The organism is Sphingobium sp. WR1, assembly GCF_059693745.1.
In genome coordinates this window covers 117,778-134,612 of record NZ_JCATID010000010.1, presented here as the reverse complement: position 1 = coordinate 134,612, position 16,835 = coordinate 117,778, and the positions used below count along the sequence as shown (strand labels likewise).

The following is a 16,835-nucleotide window of genomic DNA, read 5'->3' as shown; positions in this document are numbered from 1 at the left end:
AGCGAATCGACGGTGCGCGGGCACCTAACTCTGCTAATCTCCCAATAAATCTCCTAAACGCCAGGCTGCAGCGTCGCATTTGCCATCCAGCCTCGCCTGAACCGACAAGTTTGTCATAGCGGGCTATCAACCAGCGCCCTTGGTCTTCGGACTTCCCCAGCCAGAGAGGTTTCTGTCCAGAGGCGGGCGAGGCCAGTGCTAACGCGATTGTGCAGTGCAAAACGGCCCGGTTTGACTTTGGAACCAAAATAGGCGCATTAAACGCAAACCAGTTTCCATCTGTCACGATTCGGCCATGAGGGGCGTCATGTCGTTTACCGTCAACACCTTGCGCAACGTCACCACCGCCTGCCAGCAAATGCGCGATCATATCAAGACGATCGTGTTCCGGCCGGACAATCGCAAGACACTCGACATCAGTTTCGGGCCGACCATCGCCGCCGAACTGATCGGCCGCACGCCCGAAGCGCTGGCCAAGGCGGAAGCCAAGGGCCGCCTGCCCCAGCCCAAGCAGTTGCCCAATGGCCGCCGCTTTTACACGCTGGAAGATCTGACCCATATCCGCAGCGCGCTCGGCATCCATGTCGGCAAACAGCCGGACGAGGACGCAGTCGTCCTGGCGGTCCAGAATTTCAAGGGCGGCGTGGGCAAGAGCACGATCACCAAACATCTGGCGGACTATCTCGCGCTTCATGGCTATCGCGTGCTGGTGATCGACTGCGACCCACAGGCGTCAACCACCACCATGTTCGACATCCAGCCTGAAACGCTGATCGACGATGAGGAGACGCTCGGCGCCTTCCTGTCCCCGCGCAGCACCTTCAGCGATTTTTCCCGCACCATCCGCGATACTCCCTGGCCAACGATCAAGATCGTGCCGTCCAGCCTGGGCCTTCAGGATGCCGAATGGGATTTGACCTCCACCCTGCGGGAGGGCGGGCAGGCCGTGCGCGAAAGCCTTCAGGCGCTGCGCATCGGCATTGCCAGCGTGACCAAGGATTTCGACGTCATCCTGCTCGATCCGCCGCCGGCCATGGGCTTTCTCGGCCTCAACGTCATGGCCGCCGCGACCGGCCTTCTGATCCCGGTGCCGGCGCGCCAGCTCGACTATCTGTCGACCATCCATTTCATGGACACGATCGCCGACAATATCGAGATTCTCGAACAAAATGGCACACCGGTCAATTATGGCTTCATCCGGGTGGTCTGCTCCACCTTTTCCCCCAGCAAGCCGGGGGAGAACGACATGTGGCGGATCATGCAGGCGACCTATGCCGGGTTGCTGCTTGGACAACCGATCCTGGCGTCCGAAGAGATCAAGAACGCGACCCAATCCTTCCGGTCCATCTATGAATCCAAGCCGTCCGCCTCGCACCAGACCTATATGCGGTGCCGCGAGAATCTGGATGCGGTCTTTTCCGAAGTGGAACAGCAGATTCGCCAGCAATGGCCGTCTACCAGCCTGACCTCTGACGTGGGCGTAGCGGCATGAGCCGGCGATCGCTGATCAGCGAGGCATTGGCCTCCGTTCCGAACGAACCGGCCGTCAGTCCGGCGGCTGCGGTCGAAACGGCGAGCGCCCCGCGCGCCAATTTCACGAACAAGCGGCTTGAGGCCTTTGGCGAAGCCGCGCGGATCGTGAAGCGCCCGACCATCCGCCTGAAACCGGCGGAATGTTCGATCTGGCCGGGCAATGCCCGCGATTATTCGCTGCTCGACGAACATCGGCTGCGCAGCCTGATCGATTCGGTGCTGGCGGAGGGCGGCAATCGCGTCCCCGCCGTGGTGCGTCGCACGCCCAACGGCCCCCTGCCCTATGAACTGGTGACGGGCACGCGGCGGCATTGGGCGATTTCCTGGCTCAACGCCAATCATTATCCTGACATCGACCTGATCGCGATCATCGAGGATCTGGATGACGAAGCGGCGTTTCGCCTGGCCGATATCGAGAATCGCGAGCGCGAGGATATTTCGGACCTGGAGCGCGGCCTCAATTACAAGGCGGCGGTCGACAGCTATTATGGCGGCGTGCAGTTGCGCATGGCCGAACGGCTGAAAATCTCCAAGTCGCAGCTGTCGCGCTACATCGCCCTGACCGAGATCCCGCCGCTGATGGTGAGCGCCTTTCATTCACCGATGGATCTTCAGGCCAAATATGCGGAGAAGCTCCTTCCCCTGCTACGCGATCCGGTGAGCCGGGCGAAGCTGGAAGCGGCGGCGGATCAGATTGCGTCCGAGCAGAGTTTCCGGCGGTCGGGCGATGAGCAGCCGATCGGCGGACCGGAAGTGATGGCGCGCCTGATCCAGGCGACCGTTGTCAAGGGGCGCGTGCAGAAGACGGCGATCGCGGCGACGGGCGGCACATCGATCGGCCAGGTCGAAAAGGATCAGCAGAAGATATTGACGCTGTCGCTGTCGCCGAGCGGACTGTCTACCGACGAGATATTGGAAGCGCTGCGCCCGGTGATTGAACAGGCGAAAATTCGTACCGGGCGGCGGCGCTGAGCGGGCGTGGGAAGAAAAGCTGAAAATGGAGGAATAATTCTTTTATTTCAGTGACTTGATGGTGATTTCCCTCCGGGGGGAAGCGGGGACGACATGGCAACGGCAGGCAATGAGGGCGAGCTGAAAACTGTGCTCAAGGAGCGCAAGGTTCAGTTCGAGATGTTCTTCACCCTGCCCGATTTCAGCGACATTTCGCTCCGCGATTATCAGGAGACGATGCAGCGCCCCTTCTTCAGCCTGTCGAAGCGCAAGCGTATCAAGCCGATCGACTATGTCAGTCCCGACCGCAATGTGACGGTGCAGGTTCTCCCCAATCCGGCCTACGGAATGGCGACGATCTGGGACGCCGACATCATGATCTATCTGGCATCGCATCTGAACGAACTGCGCGAACGCGGCACCAACGATATTTCTCCGGCCATAAGATTGCAGCCCGGCGATCTGCTGAAACGAATTTGCTGGGGCACGAGCGGCCGGGCCTATGAGCGTCTGGTCAACGCGCTCGACCGGCTGCAAGCGACGACGATCAAGACCAATATTCGGGCCAATGCGAAAAGCCGGGAGACGACATTCTCCTGGATCGACAGTTACACCCATCTGGTGGACGAGCGGACGCAACGGTCGCTGGGCATGGAAATCACCCTGTCCAAGTGGTTCTTCGACGGGGTGATGGACAAGCGCAACGTGCTATCGATTTCGCCCCTCTATTTCGAGATCACGAGCGGGCTGGGTAAATGGCTCTATCGGGCCTCGCGCAAACATGCGGGCGGGAACGGGCCGGAGGGCTTTGCCATCGGGTTTGAGACGCTGCACCAAAAGAGCGGAAGCGAGAGCAGCTATCCGGTGTTCAAGCGCAAGCTGCTCGACCTTGCACGAAGCAACGAGCTTCCGGACATCAGCCTGGAAGTGATTGACGAGGACAGCAGCAGGCCAAAGTTGAAGATGGTCATGCGCCGTCATCTGGGGGATACGGAGCGGCGGAAACGCCCCCCCTCCCCCGGCGCGGCACAAATGATCGCGCAATCCGATCACACGTCGGAGGATCTGGTCGAGCCGCGTCTGGCCCTGAACCTGATCTCGCAGCTGACCCGCGATTTGCGGGTTCGTGAGCCGACGGATGCCGCTGCGCGGCCCACGCTGCCCGAACGGCGAATGTCTGCCCCCGCGGCACGCGCCAGCGCGATCAAGGTGCTGGATAGCGACGTGTATGATGCGATCCGAACCGATTTCCCGGGCTGGGACTATGACGAATTGATGCGCCGATTCGATGCTTTCCTGGGCGCCAATCCCGACGAACTGCCGCGTAACTATTCCAAGCGCTTCTACGGTTTCGTCAAGGAACATCATCGTCGCAACAAATACCGACTCTGATCTTTGCGGAGGATCGTGTTTTCGGAATCATGCGATAAATGGCGGGAGATTCGCGTTCGCCATCGGCCGATGCGGATCGGTTGGCGGACAATGCCCATATAGCCGGCATATTTCGGGCCTGCCATATCCAGGCGAATGGATGATTGCTCCCTCCGAGCCGATCGATATCTGCCGCCCCTGCCGATTCTGAAAACACGTCGCATCGACCGCGAAGAGGATAGGGCGTTCCACCTCTTTCCAGCCGGGCAGCGCAACCTTCTAAATTCAGGTCAATTGTCGCCAGCCCCCTGCCCTGCTCTGGGCCTGCATGGCGATTTCAACGTGTTTTCGGAATCGGCCGGCTCTCGCCGTTCAAACTCTTTCTGGCGGATAGTGCGAGAATGTCGGCGGAGGCCTGCCGGAGCGTTTAGAAGCGGCTATTTGCCGCCGGCAGGGCGGATATGCAGCCGCATAAGAGCGGATTTTTGCTCAATCGGACGATGCCTCAGCATCGAACGCATCATCATGGGACGAGGCGAACGACGTGCTCGATGGATTGAACGGATCGGAACGCATCCGCATGACGGCTTCCGATGGCGCGGCGACGGGAATGGCATAGCTGCGATAGCTGGCCTGTCCTGACCGCTCGATCAGCAGACCGGCTTCCGTTGCGATCGAAAGCAACTTGATTGCGCCGGCAACGGTCAGTTCCAGCGCCTTTGCAACGTCTCTGCTGCTGATGCGCGGATGAGACATGGCGAGCGAGAGCAGGTCTTTCAGACGGCCGGGGCGCCGGCGTGCGTTGATGAATTGCGCCGCCCGCGCAGCGTAGGCGCGAAGTCGTACTTCCAGATCGAGATGCGCCTGCGCGCCGGTGGATACGGCTTCGAGCCAGATTTCTTCCAGCTTCTCGTCCCGCGCCAACCGCCATGGCGCATGACTCCGTTCAAGGCCAAGCGCTGTCAACCCTCCGACGGAACCGTCCCAGCGGCCCGGTCCCCAGCGATCTCCGATCAGAAGGCTGTAAACGAGGTCGCCCCGCCCAACGGGCGCATGTTCGCGCCAGAGCTGCGCCATGCGGGCGCCATGGAGCAGGGGAGGGGAGGGTGAAAGGGCCGCAACATCGCGCTGCCAGGCCCCGACGGCATCGAGCATGTCCGGTACGGCGCGTTGCCATGCCAGAGGGGAAAATGCGTCCATAGCGGGCATGGCGCCGAGCCAATCAAGCAAGGCGGGGCCGTTGTTGAGGATCGCCTCAAGCTCGATGGGGCTGCCGATCGCCCGGCGTCCATGGCTGAGGTCAAAGTCCGAAGTCCGCACGGCGCCCCGGGCATCGACAAGAAGGTCGTCGTCCAGCAAGGGGAGGTTGTCCAGCCTTGCCAGCGCCTGGCGTTCGGCGATCCGCATACGGGTGCGAAGGGGAAACCGCACCGGGCTGAGACGGCGGCGTTCCTCGACCCGAGCGAGGAGGCTTTGCGCATCCGCATAAGCGGAAAACAGCTTGGAATGGGCCATGACGGATAGCTCCTTGAGAGACCCGGAATGGCCTAAGTACGAAAAAAATTCCACATCATAAATATCGTTTATTTTCAGTATGATAACTCAATAAATTAAACGATAAACATTTTATGGAAAATGATGACGCGATGCCATTTAGGCGCGGTTTCCATGGCGATCCGCCAAGAGGGGCGATGCCGGCGGTCCTTTTTCCGCTTCTCCAACGGTTCGCGCAAGACGAAGATGGAGAAGAGCCGCGACAAATCTGATCCATGAGTAGGGAAAAGCAAATCGCCGATCCTCCACTGCCGTGCGAGGATCGGCTGGCGCTGCAGAGGGAGGCGCGCCCGTGCAAGGGCGCGGGACGCAGCATGGATCAGCGGGGCGTGTACATCCTCAATAGCGTGCGCGGAGACTGGCGAACAGCGTCCGCCCCGGTTCGGGGAAGCCGTCGGTCAGCGTGTAATAATCATCGAACAGGTTGCGGCCGCCAATGCCGATATCGACTTGGTCGGTCAGCGCATAGTCGATCCGCAGCCCCGCATTCACATAGGCGCCGGTGCGATAATAAAGTTGCGGCTGGCTGGCGGTGGTCGCCGTGAACAGGGTCCAGCGGTTCGAGGCGAGGTCGATATTGGGCACGATATGCAGCCCGCCGATCGGCGACCAGTCCGCCCAGGCGAAGCCCTTGTGCGTTGGCACGCCGGTTGGGCGGAAGGCCGGGTTGGCGGCATAATCGAGATCGCGCTTGATGCCAGTATAGTTGGCGCCGATGTCGAGGCCCGGCAGCAGCGTGGCCGACACGGACAGTTCGACGCCATAATAATGGCCGCTGCCGACATTCTGGCTTTGGGTCAGGTTAGTGAGGGCGCAGCCGGGGCGGGGCATTGCGGGCGGCGTGGTCGACGCGGTGCAGGGATAGGCCGGGGTCAGCACGCTGAAGATCGCGTCATCGACCCAACTGTAGAACAGCGCGCCTTCCACGCGCAGCTTGCCCTGCGCCCAGCTTCCACCGATTTCCGCATTGGTGGCGCGCTCGGCCTTCAGCGAAGGATTGGGGATGGCGGTGTTGAAGCGTTGGCTGAACCGTTCGAAGATGGTCGGGAAACGCGCGCGGGAAGACAGGCTGGCGTGAAGGGCCAATGCGTCGCTCGCCCGCCAGTCGAACCGGCCCTGCAGATTCCATGTGTCGGCGTCGCGGCGCGGATAATTGTAAAGCACTGAAGCGCCCGACGTGCCCAGCGGCGCGCCATATTCCTCCGCCTTGATGAGGTTGCGCCAGTCGAAGCTGCCGCCCAATGTGAAGCTCAAATCGGGGCCGAGCTTCAGTTCATTCTCCAGCGCGGCGGAGAAAGTCTCCTCGGTCTGGGTCTGGCGCGGTTCGGTGGTCGGCGCGCCGGTGGTCGAGAAGCTGGTCTGATACTCGACATGGCGGTCATGGCGATAATGGAAGGCGAGGCGCAGCGTGTCGGCGTCGCTCGCGGCGAAATCGAGCTCCGCCGAACCGCCCCAGGCGCGATCCTCATAGGGGGAATCGAACGCATAGGGGCGGCTCTGCGTCGTCTGGGTGCGGTCGTTGAAGGAGCGCAGGATCGAATCGAACCTGTTGTAATAGGCGCGGGTCTTGAGCGTCGCCCGGTCCCCCAGCGCCGTGGTCGACAGGAAATAGACGCTGCTGATGTCCCAGGACGGCCAGTCCCAGAAGCGCGGCGTCGTCACCGTGTCGCTGATGTGCAGCGGCGCGCCCTTCGACCCTTCCTGATGAGTGTAGCTCAGCGCATATTCGTCGGTGGCGTTGGGGGTGAAGCCGACCTTGGCGTTGATGCGCCAGTCCTCCGTCCGGGAAAAGTCGCGGGCGCCGCCATTTTCCAGGGACGGCACCTTCGCAGTGAAGTCATTGGGCAGGTCCCAATGATCGGTGAAGCTGCGCGCATAGCTGGCCTGCGCATACCATTTGTCCTGGCGCGTGCCGACCATGGCGGAGGTCGAATAGCCGGCATAGTCGGCATCATTGTCGAAATTCACCGTGCCGCGCACGTCGATGTCCAGTTCCTTGGTCGGCTTGCGCGTCACCAGATTGATCGCACCGCCCATCGCGCCGGGACCATCGAGCAGGGAGGCATAACCCTTCGCCACCTGCACTTCGGATATGTCGGTGGTGAGAAAACGGCCATAGTCGAGCCGGTTGTCGGCGGGCAGATAGACACGGATGCCGTCGATCGAGAGCGGCACCTGGAACCGGTCGAACCCGCGCACGAAGACCAGCCGCTCATTGCGGGTGCCGCCGCTGTTGCCGGCCGACACGCCGGGCATCAGGTTGACCGCGTCGTCGAGCGCGGTGCGGCTGAACGTGTAGATGGCGTCGGAGGAGAGCGTCGTGCTATCAATGCCGATTCCTTCGGTGCGCGGCGCGGTGACGATGATCTGGCCGAGAGAGAAGCGGTCGCTGGCATCGGGCGTGGCATCCTGCGCATGGGCGGCGGACGTAAGGATGGAGCCGGCCCCCAACAGGCAGGTCAAGGCGATGCGCATGTGATTTTCCCCCTTTTTAGGTCGTCCGACTCACTGTATCCGGCCATATATAGTTTTGTTCTCGGGAGGAAAGCCTTCATGTTTCGATTGTCGCCTTCGTTGTCGCTTTCGTTTGCGCTGATCGCCGGGGCGGGTGGCGCATCCGCGCAGACGGCGGAAATGCCCGCCGCCACCTGCACCGCGCCAGTCCCGTTGCCCGCGCCGCTCGCCTCCTGGCCGAACGCGACGCCCTTGCAGGCCGCCGGCGCGCGCGGGGCGCTCGCCGGCGCGACCCTGACGCCGGGGCAGGCGGTGGCGATGGCGCTGCTGCCGACGCCCAGGGTCGCCTATCCGCTGCGACCGGAAAAGCCGGGTGGCAGCGTCAGCTATGGCGGGCTTGCGCGCTTTACCGTCGACAAGGCGGGGACATGGCGGGTTGCGCTCAGCACGCCGGCCTGGGTCGATGTGGTGAAGGACGGCAAGGCGTCGACATCCATTGCGCATGGGCATGGGCCGGACTGTTCGGGCATCCGCAAGATGGTCGACTATGCGCTGGAGCCGGGCGAATATGTGCTGCAGGTCGCGGCCAACGGGTCGGACAAGGTGACGTTGCTGGTGACGCCCCTGTCGTGAAGATCCTGTCGTGAGGGGCCTGCTCTGCGCGGCGGCGCTCCTGCTTGTCGCCGCTGCGTCGCCCGGCTGGCGCTGGAACCTGCCACGGGGTGTCGCCGCGCCGGTGGTTCCGGCGGAGAATCCGATGAGTGTGGCCAAGGTGGAACTGGGCCGTCGCCTTTTCTACGATGCCGATCTGTCGGCCGACGGCACGCTTGCCTGCGCGGGTTGCCATGAGCAGAAGCGCGCCTTCGCCGATGGCAATAGGACGCGGCCGGGCGTCCATGGCGGGGCAGGGCGGCGCAATGTGCCAGGCCTGGCCAATGTCGGCTGGTTCGCGCGGCTGACGGCCGCCGATCCTGCCATCACCGCGCTGGAGGCGCAGGCGCTGGTGCCGCTGTTCGGCGAGCGGCCGGTGGAAATGGGCATGAAGGGGCTGGACGGGGAATTGGCGCGACGGCTGGGCGTAGACTCCTGCTACCGCCGGATGTTCGCCCGCGCCTTTCCCGAGCGCGCGGGGCGGATCGACACGGGCAGCGTGACCGCCGCGCTGGCCGCCTTCGAGCGGACGATGATTTCCTATCGCAGCGCTTATGATCGCGGCGCCTTGACTCCGTTGGCGCTGGAGGGCGCGCGGCTGTTCCGGGCGCAGGGCTGCGCGGCCTGCCATGCCGGGCCGAATTTCAGCGACATGGACTATCACCGGCTGGAGCCGGCGCAGGCGTCCGATCCTGGCCTTGTCGAACAGTCGGGCAGGGTGGAAGATGCCGGACGTTTCCGCACGCCCTCGCTCCGCAATGTCGCGCTGACCGGACCCTGGTGGCATGACGGCACGGCCATGACACTGGACTCTGCGATACGGCGGCATCCGGTCGCGGTTCAGGACAGGGACATGCCGGCCATGATCGCCTTTCTCGACAGCCTGACCGACCCGTATTTCGTCGGCGATCCCCGCCTGTCGCGACCGGACCGGGCCTGCGGCAAAAGCCTATAAGGGCGCGCCGTCGGGCATGAGCGGCGCTTCGCGCAGCAGGTCGAGCAAGGGCGATGCTATCGGCCCGGCGGCTCCGGTCGCCGCGGCCTGCATCGCGCGATAGGCGGCCAGCACCGCTTCCCCGGCAGGCGTGACATGCGCGCCGCGTTCGCGCCCGCCACCCGGCACCGTGTCGACCAGCTTGTCGCGCCAGCAGCGGTTCATCGCATCGACCAGCAGCCAGGTCCGCCTGTAGCTCATCCCCATGGCGCGCCCCGCCGCCGAGATGGAGCCGTGCGCAAGGATGGCGTCCAGCAGATCGGCTTTGCCGGGTCCCATGGCGATCTCCTCGCCGCAATAGAGCTGGATCTTGATCTTGAGCGGGGAGGCCATGCGCCCCTGATAGCAGGATCGCGCCGTCACGCCATCAGGCGAGAAGCGTGCGCAGCACCGTTCTGTCCTTTCCGTCCTGCTCCAGTTCGTCGAGCGTCGCGATGGCCATGGCGCGATAGGGAGCGGAAAGTCGAGGGCAATCGCGGGAGAGCGCCTCCAGATGCGTGGCGATCGTATCGCCGTCACCGCGCAGCAGCGGGCCGGACAAAGCGGCAAGGCCCTTCGCAAGGCTGTTGTCCGTAGCCGCCTGGACCAGGGGGGCGAGCAGGGCGAGCGGATCGTCCGCGCCGGCTGCCTCCAGCGCGTGGCAGGCGCCGGCGATCAGCGTCACCAGATGGTTGGCCGCATGGCAGAGGGCGGCATGATAGAGCGGGCGATGCGCCTCCCGGATGTCGACCGCGATCCCGCCCAGCAGTGCGACCAGCCGGTGTGCGTCCAGTGTCGCCTGTTCGCTCGATCCGGTGACGGCGAAGCGGGCGCCGGCCATGCGCCGGACTTCGGTCGGCGCGTCTCCGGTGAAGGTCATCACGGGATGAATCGCCGCGGTCGCCACGCCCTTGGCAAGCAACGGGTCCAGCAACCCCACGCCGCTGCGGCCGCTGACATGGAAGAGGAGGGGAGAGGCGCTGGCCGCCGGGCCATGGGTCAGATCGGCGACGATCGTGCTTATGGCGTCGTCCGACACCGCGATCGCGATCAGGTCGCAACATTGCAGTATCTCCGGCAATTGCGCCGTCGACGTCGCGCGACCGATTGCGTCCGCCATCGCCTGAAGCGCGTCGCCATGCCTTCCCCACAACAGCATGGGTGCGGCCGAATGCGGCGCCAGCGCCAGCGCCAGTGCGCGGGCGACCCGGCCGGTCCCGATGATGCCGATCCGGCGATAGGAAAAATTGCTCATGCGGACGCTCCTACCGCCACTTCGTCCGCGGCGAAACGGATGGCGATACGGGTGCCGGGCCTGCCATCGGCAATCTCGACGCTGGCGCCCATGCGCGACGCCGCCGACTGGACGATGGCGAGGCCAAGGCCGGTGCCTTCCGCGCCATTGGGACCGACGGCGCGGAAGAAGCGCTCGAATATCTTCTCATGATATTCGGGCGCGATGCCCGGTCCGTCGTCGCTGACCGTCAGCAGGACATGGTCCTTTTCGCGCGCGAGGATGACCGTGACCGTGCCGCCGCGCCGATTGTAGCGGATGCCATTGTCGATCAGATTGGCGATGATCTCGAACACCAAAGTCCGGTGGGCCTGCACCCGATAGATTTCGCCATCCTGCGCATCCAGGTTGAGTTCCACCCCGGCCTGGATCGCCTGGTTGATGAGGCGGCCGATGACGGCGCTGCTCACTTCCTTGAGGTCGACGGCTTCGAGGGGCGGGGAGACGCCGCCTTCCTCGGCGCGGGCGAGCGCCAGCAATTGCGTCACCAGCCGTTCCAGCCGCTGCACGGCGTCGGCAATCTCGTCCAGCGCGGCGGACGATCCGCGCCGGGCCAGCTCGACCTGCACCTTCAGAACCGACAAAGGCGTGCGCATCTGGTGCGAGGCATCGGCGGTGAAACGGCGCACGCCGCCGGTCGCCTTGTCGAGTTGCGCCAGCAGATGGTCGAAGGCGGTGGCGAGGGGGCGCAGTTCATTGGGCAGCGGCCCGGCGTCGAGCGGCGAGAAATCCGGGCGCGTGCCGGAATCGCGCGCCTCCACCGACCGGCGCAGGCGGGCGAGCGGACGCAGGCTCCACCCCAGCGCCGGGCGCAGCAGCAGCACCGCGACGCCGACCAGCGCCACCTCGCCCAGCAGCAAGGCGATGATCAGCCGTTCAGCCAGCACCTTGCGATTGTCCAGCGTCTCGGCGACCTGGACGATCACCGGCGCCGCGATCCGCGGCAGCATCCGCTTCACCTCCGCGATGCGGATGCCCTGGTCGCGATAGCGGGCGAAGCGGAAGCGCGGCTGGTCCACGCTCATCGTTGCGGGATCGGGCGCGGGCAGGTCGGCATAGCCGGTCAGCAATTCGCGCCCCACGGCGATGCGATAATAGACATTGTCGCGCTCGCTATTCTCCAGCATTCCGAAGGCGGCGGGGGGCAGGTCCAGCGTCACCTCGCCGCGTTCCACCTGCACCGTTTCGGCGATCGCACCCAGCGCGCCGCCCAGCACCCGGTCGTTGGTCCGCCGCACCACGTCGGAAATCAGCGTCGCCCCGCCAATGCCGATGATCGCCGCCGCGCCCAGCAGCGGCCCCAGCATCGCCGCAAGCAGCCGGGTCCGCAGCGCAATCGCCTGCGCTTTGCCCGATCCTCTAGCCGGCCCCCTAACCGGCATCGAGCATATAGCCCACGCCCCGCACGGTGCGGATACCGGGACCATCGGGCGCCAGCTTGCCGCGCAGCCGCGTCACATGCACCTCGATCGCGTTGCCGCCGACGGGCTCGTCGAAACCGAACACCTCGCCGATCAGCAACTCGCGCGGCACCACCTGCCCCGCGCGCGTCGCCAGCGATTCGAGCACCGCCATTTCGCGCCGGCGCAGGTCGAGCGGCCGTCCCGCCACATCCGCCGTCCCGGTGGAGCGGTTGATGGTCAATGCGCCGACGCTGAGTTCGGGCGTCGGATCGCCGCCCCGCCGCCGCCCCAGCGCGCGCACCCGCGCTTCCAGTTCCTCCGGATCGAAGGGCTTGCGCAGATAATCGTCGGCCCCCAGGTCCAGCCCGCGCACCCGATCATCCAGCGCGTCGCGCGCGGTCAGCATCAGGACCGGCACCTTCTCGCCCCGCCGCCGCAGGTCCGCCAGCACGGCGAAACCGTCCATGTCGGGCAGGCCGACGTCGAGAATCACGAGCGCATAGGGTTCGCTGCCGACGACCGACAGCGCATCCTCCCCGGTCGCGACATGGTCCACGGCATGGCCCCCCGCGCGAAGCAGGGCGGAAATGCTGCGCGCCAGCGCGGCGTCATCCTCGATCATCAAAATCCGAATGGGGCACCTGGTGCTGAAAGGTTGATGACAGCTTGGCTTCGTAACTGACCCTCGCATCTCATCCGACAGAAGAAACGGCCAAAGAGACGAAGACGCGAAGGAGTGGGTCGATGCGAAGGGTTATTCTGATGTTGGCGGCCTTGGCAAGTCTGGCCGCACCGGCCACCACGGTGGTGGCGGAGCGGCCGGCCGGCTATCCGCGCTCCTATGACCAGCTGATCGCCGATGCGAAGGCTGAACGGCAGGTCATCGTCTACGCCAACGCCGACACGTCGGAAATGGCGCCGGTCATCCTCGCTTTCCAGCGCCGCTATCCGGGCGTCACCGTCCGCTATGCCGACCTTGGCTCCAACGAAATGTATCGCCGTTTCGTGGCGGAGACGCGGGCGCGCAAGCCGTCGGCCGACCTTGTCTGGTCGTCGGCGATGGACCAGCAGGTGAAGCTCATCAACGACGGTTTCGCCCAGGCCTATGCCAGCCCGGAAAAGCCCGCCCTGCCGGCGTCGGCGGTGTGGAAAAATATGGGGTTCGGCGTCACCGCCGAACCGATCGCCTATGTCTACAACAAGAAGGCGATTCCCCGGCCGCCGCGCAGCCATGCCGCGCTGGAGGCGCTGCTGCGCACGCAGCGCCGGGCGCTGATGGGCAAGGTCGCGACTTTCGATCCGGCCCGGTCCAACACCGGCTATCTCTACCTGACGCAGGATTATGCGATCACCGGCGACACCCGATCGCTGGTGGAGGCGATGGCGGCGACCCGCCCCGTCCTGTCGATCACCACCGAGCCGATGCTGCGTGGCGTTGCGGAGGGGCGGCTCTCGATCGCCTATAATGTCATCGGCTCCTATGCTGTGGAACGGGCGCGTCGCGATCCGCGCATCGGCGTGGTCTTTCCGCAGGATTATACCATCGTGATGTCGCGCATCGCCTTCATCGCGCGCGAGGCGCGGCATCCCGCCGCCGCCCGGCTGTTCCTCGATTTCCTGCTGTCGCGCCAGGGCCAGTCCCTGCTCGCCCAGCACAGCCTCTGGCCCGTCCGCACCGACATTAGGGGCCGCCGCCTTCCCGCTGCCCAGGCCCGCCCCGTGCGCGTCGGCCCGCAGCTTCTCGCCAATCTCGATCGCCTCAAACAACAGCGCTTCCTGCGCGACTGGAACGCGATCCTCGCCTCTGGAGCCAAGTAGAATGACTTTCCCACCGTTGCGCAGCGGCTGCGCCACGCTGGCGCTGATCGTCGCGACGCCCGCGCTTGCGCAGACGCCCAGCGCCGACGAGCTGGCCGCCCTCGTCAAGGCACAGGCCGCCGAAATCGCCGCGCTCAAGGCGCGCCTCGACAGACTGGAAGGGCAGGGCGCCGCGCAAAATGCTGCGCCCGCTCCCGCGCAGCAATCCGCGCCGCAGGTGGCGCAGCAACAGGTGGCCCCGCCGCTGGTCATCGCCCCCTTCGCGCCGCAGATTGTGCCGCCCGGTCCCGCCGACCTCGACGTGGCGCAGGCGCGCGCCGTTGCGGCCAATCCGGCGGGCGTCACCACCGAATGGGGGGCGGGCCTGCCCGTCTTCCGTTCGGCCGACGGCGTCTTCACCTATAAGCCGCGCGGTCGCATCCTGGTCGATGTCAGCTCGACCATGGGGTCGAGATATGGCGGCCGGAACACGACGACGACCGGGATGCGTGCGCTGCGCCTGGGGCTGGAAGGCGGCGTCGGCCCGCATTTCTTCTACCAGTTCGAAAGCGACTTTTCCGAAAACGAGGTGGACATCGTCACCGCCTTCCTTGGCTATCGCAACAAGATCAGCAGCAAGGTCGATTATGACGTGCGCGCCGGGCATCTGTTCAACGACCGCGCCTTCGAAGGCAGCACGGGTTCGGACTCCACGCCTTTCCTGGAGCGCAGCGTCGTGTCCACCGCGATCATTCCGCAGCGCGGCTTTTATGGCATCGGCATCATGGGACGCCTGTTCGGTCCCAACTGGCACGCCTCGGTCAGCGTGACCGGCGACCGGGTCGACGGCGAGCAGGCGACCAACGACAGCCGCACCTTCGGCGCGCGCGCTCATTGGAATCCGGTCAAGAGCGACCGGTCGCTGCTGCATGTCGGCGGCTGGTTCTTCGACGAGGCGCTGTCATCGGCGGCCACCACCCTGACCCGCAGCACCGTGATCGGGGGCCGCTTCAACGGCGCCATCCGCGTGTCGACCGGCGACCTGCTCGGCGGCCGGTCGACCACCGGCTATGGCGCCGAACTGGGCGGCTATGTCGGCGGCCTGTGGGTGATGGGCGAGGCGGGGCAGCGGATCGCCCGGCTCGACGGCGGCCGTCCCGACTTCAGGAGCAAGGCGTGGAGCCTGTCGACCGGCCTGTTCCTGACCGGCGAACTGCCACCTTATAATCCGCGTCTCGGCAGTTTCGGCCAGCCCAATGTCATCGACCCGGTGCTGGACGGCGGATCGGGCGCGATCGAGCTGACCGCCCGCTACGAGAATCTGGACTATACCGACCTGCTGCTGGGCGGCGACGGCTGGGCCGCGACCCTGGGCGTGAACTGGTATCTGAACAGCTTCACCCGCATCCAGCTCAACGGCATCCAGTGGCATACCGACAATCGCGCCGGCAGCTACACCGGCAGCGACGACGGCCAGACCGTCAGCGCGCGCGTCGGCGTGACCTTCTGATCCCTCCAATTCCAGCCCAATCAAGGACGCAGCGATGAACCTTGCCCTGCTCGGCTTCCTGATGGTCGCCACCTTCATGACGCTGATCATGACCAAGCGGATGACGCCGCTGGTCGCGCTGATCGTCATTCCCTCTCTGTTCGGCATGATCGCCGGACAGGCCGCCGGCCTTGGCGACATGATGATCGACGGCATCAAGAATCTCGCGCCCACCGGCGTGATGCTGCTCTTCGCCATCCTCTTCTTCTCGACCATGACGGACACGGGGCTGTTCGATCCGCTGGTCGGGCGGCTGGTGAAGCTGGTGCATGGCGATCCGCTGCTGATCCTGCTGGGATCGGTGGTGCTGTGCGCGGTCGTCAGCCTGGATGGCGACGGATCGACCACCTACATCATCACCATCGCCGCGCTGCTGCCGCTCTACAAACGCTTCGACATGAAGCGCATCTATCTCGTCTGCTTGCTGATGGTGACGAGCGGGATCATGAACCTGACCCCCTGGGGCGGTCCGACCGCCCGCGCCGCGAGCGCGCTGAAGCTCGATCCCGCCACCCTGTTCCTGCCGCTCATTCCCGGCATGATCGCGGGCCTCGCCTTCCTGCTCGGCCTCGCCTTCTGGTTCGGGATCAAGGAACGGCGTCGCCTGGGCCATGTCCATGCGCCGCAGCGCGAGCCAGTCGACATCGCCGACCTTGGCGTGTCGCAATATCCCGAGGCGCGCCGTCCGCGTCTGCGCTGGTTCAACGCGGCGCTGGTGGTCGCGCTGCTCGGCCTGCTGGTCTGGGGCATCCTGCCGCTGTCGGTCCTCATGATGATCGCCTTCGCCATCGCCATGATCGTCAACTATCCCGGCGTCGCCCAGCAGAAGGAGCGGATCGCCGCCCATGCCGGCAATGTCCTCTCGGTCGTGTCGCTGATCTTCGCGGCGGGCATCTTCACCGGCATCCTCGGCGGCACCGGCATGGTGGAGGCGATGAGCAAGGAAGTGGTGGGCGTCATTCCGCCCGTGCTTGGCCCCTATATGGCGCCGATCACGGCGCTGCTCTCCATGCCCTTCACCTTCTTCATCTCCAATGACGCCTTCTATTTCGGCATGTTGCCCATCCTGGCAGAAGCGGGCGCCCATTATGGCGTCGATCCGATGGCGATCGCGCGTGCTTCGCTGATGGGCCAGCCGGTCCATCTGCTCAGCCCGCTGGTGCCCTCCACCTATTTGCTCGTCAGCCTGGCCGGTATCGACCTGGCCGATCATCAGCGCTTCACCCTGCTGCCCGCTGCGGCGGTCTGCATCGTCATGACGCTGGTGGGGATGATGGCGCTGGCCTTCCCCTTCGTCGCCTGACC

14 protein-coding genes are annotated in these 16,835 nt (G+C 65.0%); 8 read left to right on the top strand and 6 right to left on the bottom strand.

What is annotated here, in order from left to right; genetic code table 11:
- The first annotated feature begins 307 nt into the window (after positions 1–307).
- The 3 genes from AC58EF_RS13745 to AC58EF_RS13735 all read left to right on the top strand — a co-directional run bounded on the left by AC58EF_RS13745 (position 308) and on the right by AC58EF_RS13735 (position 3,876).
- Positions 308–1,492 (top strand): AAA family ATPase, encoded by a 1,185-nt coding sequence (locus AC58EF_RS13745; RefSeq protein WP_497276924.1) that lies wholly within the window; start codon positions 308–310, stop codon positions 1,490–1,492.
- The gene (locus AC58EF_RS13740; RefSeq protein ID WP_497276922.1) at positions 1,489–2,505 is read left to right on the top strand and encodes a ParB/RepB/Spo0J family partition protein; all 1,017 of its coding nucleotides are present in this window, start codon (positions 1,489–1,491) and stop codon (positions 2,503–2,505) included. The genes AC58EF_RS13745 and AC58EF_RS13740 overlap by 4 nt, the downstream gene beginning before the upstream one ends.
- Before the next feature lie 93 nt (positions 2,506–2,598).
- Positions 2,599–3,876 carry a replication initiator protein A gene (locus AC58EF_RS13735; RefSeq protein WP_497276921.1) on the top strand — a complete coding sequence of 426 codons (1,278 nt, stop codon included), beginning with the start codon at positions 2,599–2,601 and terminating at the stop codon, positions 3,874–3,876.
- A 468-nt stretch (positions 3,877–4,344) separates the two neighbouring features.
- On the opposite strand, the gene AC58EF_RS13730 is transcribed toward AC58EF_RS13735, so the two are convergent.
- Complete coding sequence (locus AC58EF_RS13730; protein WP_497276920.1) at positions 4,345–5,370, bottom strand: hypothetical protein; 1,026 nt, start codon at positions 5,368–5,370, stop codon at positions 4,345–4,347.
- A gap of 378 nt (positions 5,371–5,748) precedes the next feature.
- The gene (locus AC58EF_RS13725) at positions 5,749–7,884 is read right to left on the bottom strand and encodes a TonB-dependent receptor plug domain-containing protein (protein ID WP_497276919.1); all 2,136 of its coding nucleotides are present in this window, start codon (positions 7,882–7,884) and stop codon (positions 5,749–5,751) included.
- A 78-nt stretch (positions 7,885–7,962) separates the two neighbouring features.
- On the opposite strand from AC58EF_RS13725, the gene AC58EF_RS13720 reads away from it, so the two are divergent.
- Both AC58EF_RS13720 and AC58EF_RS13715 read left to right on the top strand, forming a co-directional pair.
- On the top strand, positions 7,963–8,496 hold the full coding sequence (locus AC58EF_RS13720) for a hypothetical protein (protein ID WP_497276918.1): 534 nt from the start codon (positions 7,963–7,965) through the stop codon (positions 8,494–8,496).
- A gap of 10 nt (positions 8,497–8,506) precedes the next feature.
- A complete protein-coding gene (locus AC58EF_RS13715) occupies positions 8,507–9,469 on the top strand; it encodes a cytochrome-c peroxidase (protein WP_497276917.1) in 963 nt (320 codons plus the stop codon).
- On the opposite strand, the gene AC58EF_RS13710 is transcribed toward AC58EF_RS13715, so the two are convergent.
- Genes AC58EF_RS13710 through AC58EF_RS13695 form a run of 4 tightly spaced genes read right to left on the bottom strand, consistent with a single transcriptional unit; the run spans position 9,464 to position 12,806 of the window.
- A complete protein-coding gene (locus AC58EF_RS13710; RefSeq protein ID WP_497276916.1) occupies positions 9,464–9,841 on the bottom strand; it encodes a winged helix-turn-helix domain-containing protein in 378 nt (125 codons plus the stop codon). The two genes, AC58EF_RS13715 and AC58EF_RS13710, sit on opposite strands and share 6 nt — an antisense overlap.
- Before the next feature lie 34 nt (positions 9,842–9,875).
- On the bottom strand, positions 9,876–10,742 hold the full coding sequence (locus AC58EF_RS13705) for a Rossmann-like and DUF2520 domain-containing protein (protein ID WP_497276914.1): 867 nt from the start codon (positions 10,740–10,742) through the stop codon (positions 9,876–9,878).
- Complete coding sequence (locus AC58EF_RS13700; RefSeq protein ID WP_497276913.1) at positions 10,739–12,163, bottom strand: sensor histidine kinase; 1,425 nt, start codon at positions 12,161–12,163, stop codon at positions 10,739–10,741. Before AC58EF_RS13700 ends, AC58EF_RS13705 begins: the two co-directional genes overlap by 4 nt.
- Positions 12,153–12,806 (bottom strand): response regulator, encoded by a 654-nt coding sequence (locus AC58EF_RS13695; protein WP_497276912.1) that lies wholly within the window; start codon positions 12,804–12,806, stop codon positions 12,153–12,155. The genes AC58EF_RS13700 and AC58EF_RS13695 overlap by 11 nt, the downstream gene beginning before the upstream one ends.
- Positions 12,807–12,928: 122 nt before the next feature.
- Between AC58EF_RS13695 and AC58EF_RS13690 the strand changes: the two genes are divergently transcribed.
- Genes AC58EF_RS13690 through AC58EF_RS13680 form a run of 3 tightly spaced genes read left to right on the top strand, consistent with a single transcriptional unit; the run spans position 12,929 to position 16,833 of the window.
- Entirely contained in the window at positions 12,929–14,002 is a 1,074-nt protein-coding gene (locus AC58EF_RS13690; protein ID WP_497276911.1) for an ABC transporter substrate-binding protein, read from the top strand.
- A gap of 1 nt (position 14,003) precedes the next feature.
- Positions 14,004–15,491, top strand: a complete 1,488-nt coding sequence (locus tag AC58EF_RS13685) for an OprO/OprP family phosphate-selective porin (protein ID WP_497276910.1) — start codon at positions 14,004–14,006, stop codon at positions 15,489–15,491.
- Between the two features lie 34 nt (positions 15,492–15,525).
- The gene (locus AC58EF_RS13680; RefSeq protein ID WP_497276909.1) at positions 15,526–16,833 is read left to right on the top strand and encodes a CitMHS family transporter; all 1,308 of its coding nucleotides are present in this window, start codon (positions 15,526–15,528) and stop codon (positions 16,831–16,833) included.
- The last annotated feature ends 2 nt before the right edge of the window (positions 16,834–16,835 follow it).